Here is a 1,696-nt window from a genome sequence, read left to right as displayed (position 1 = left end):
CTAATGCTTAATCTCAAGCAGCTCGAAGCTTGCTGGCAGCCAGTGCATACTCAGGGAGCGAGCCATGCCGCCACCGGGAGTTGCGAGTACTCGATCGTATTCCCTACTCCCTATCCCCTATCCCCTATCCCCTATCCCCTTCTATAAGTGATGTAAGACAATTACCGAGATTTCGGGACGACAGTTAAATATGGCTTTGGGTGGCCCGGTAGTACCGACACCCGGACTCACATATAATTGCATTACTCCCAGGTGATACAGTCCATTGATGTATTTTCTTCCCAAGGGGGGTGTTACTCTCGGCGCAAACGGTAAGACTATTTGCCCGCCGTGAGAGTGCCCCGAAAGTTGCAGTTCAAACTGATAGCTAGCCGCTGCAATATCGCCAAAGTCGGGTTCGTGTGCTAGTAAGATGTTCGCACCAGTATTCGGTAATTGGGCGATTGTCTGGGGCAGATTTGCCCGACGAAGCCAGACATCATCGACACCAGCAATATTCAGGCGGCTACCTTGGCGTTCGATCGAATGGACGGCATTATTGAGCAGTTTTATTTTACCTGCGGTAAAGGCACGCTCTAGGGGGCTACTATCTTCACCGCGATCGTGATTGCCCATGATAGCGACGACACCATCTTTGGCTTGGAGCAGACTAAAGGCGTTAGCGAGCATTTCTTCGGACTTACTCGCACCACTGGTAATATAGTCCCCCGTCAGGGCGATTAGATCGGGTTGTTGGGCGGTGGCAATGCGGGCAACTTTAGCCAGCGTCGCGCGATCCATAATTCCCGAGCGGGCGTGTAGATCCGTCAGTTGGACGATTTTATAACCTTCAAAAGCCGGATCTAACCCCGCTAGCTGGACATCGATCGTTTTAATCGCAAACCAGCGCGGCTCCACACCTTGAGCGTAGACAGAAGTCGTAAATAAAATCGCGATCGCGATGAGCGCTAATCTAATTACGCCTAAAACTAATCTTCGCCAGCGCATCCTCATATTTTTGCTCATATTGATGCCCTAATTACGATTGGTAATGTGCTGTTTGGCGACGATCGCTAAATTTAGCTACCGTTGTGGTGAGACGGATTCCGGAAATTTACGCCAGCCCCGATCGCGGCGAGTCGAGATATAAGGAATAATGATAAGGATGGTTTGCGTGCAAACTAGATCTGCACTGAGGAATTATTTTGAGTGAGTACTTTGCGACAGTCGCCAGAGGATTAGAAGAGTTAGCCGCGCAGGAACTAAGCCAATTAGGGGCGCGAGACGTGGCTCAGGGATTTTGTGGCGTGTCTTTTCAGGGCGATCGAGAGTTATTATATCGGGTTAATTTGTGGGCGCGGTTGCCGTTTCGGGTATTGGTGAAGCTCGGAGAATTTCCCAGTACCGACGATCGCGAACTCTATGATGGCGTCCAACAAATCGATTGGGGGGAATATCTAACTCCCGAGTTGACACTGGCAGTCACGGTGACTGGTAAAAACGACCAGCTCAATCATAGCCATTTTACCGCGATTCAAGTCAAAAGAGCGATTACCAAACAACAAACCGAAAAATTTGGCTCGCGATCGGATGTCGATATTCAAGATCCCAACGTGCGGATCAATGCTCATATCGACAAAGATCGCTGTATCGTCAGCTTGGATAGCTCGGGCAATAGCCTCCATCGGCGCGGTTATCGATCGGCTGTCGGCGATGC

The 1,696-nt window shown here is 50.2% G+C and carries 2 protein-coding genes; one reads left to right on the top strand and one right to left on the bottom strand.

All coding sequences use genetic code 11. From position 1 onward, the window contains the following. Positions 1–141: 141 nt before the first annotated feature. On the bottom strand, positions 142–1,005 hold the full coding sequence (locus tag RMO52_RS23475; protein ID WP_310419173.1) for a metallophosphoesterase: 864 nt from the start codon (positions 1,003–1,005) through the stop codon (positions 142–144). 179 nt (positions 1,006–1,184) lie between these two features. Between RMO52_RS23475 and RMO52_RS23470 the strand changes: the two genes are divergently transcribed. After that, positions 1,185–1,696 (top strand): THUMP domain-containing protein (locus RMO52_RS23470; RefSeq protein WP_310419170.1); only part of this gene is annotated, 512 nt, incomplete at its 3' end.

Origin of the sequence: Chamaesiphon sp. OTE_8_metabat_110 (genome assembly GCF_031382685.1) — a bacterium.
GTDB lineage: Bacteria > Cyanobacteriota > Cyanobacteriia > Cyanobacteriales > Chamaesiphonaceae > Chamaesiphon.
The sequence above is the reverse complement of the archived record's forward strand: the minus strand, read 5'-3'. Positions and strand labels throughout refer to the sequence as shown.

Coding starts and splice junctions, on each gene's coding strand:
- RMO52_RS23475 (WP_310419173.1), bottom strand. CDS start 1,005: ATGAGCAAAAATATGAGGATGCGCTGGCGAAGATTAGTTTTAGGCGTA.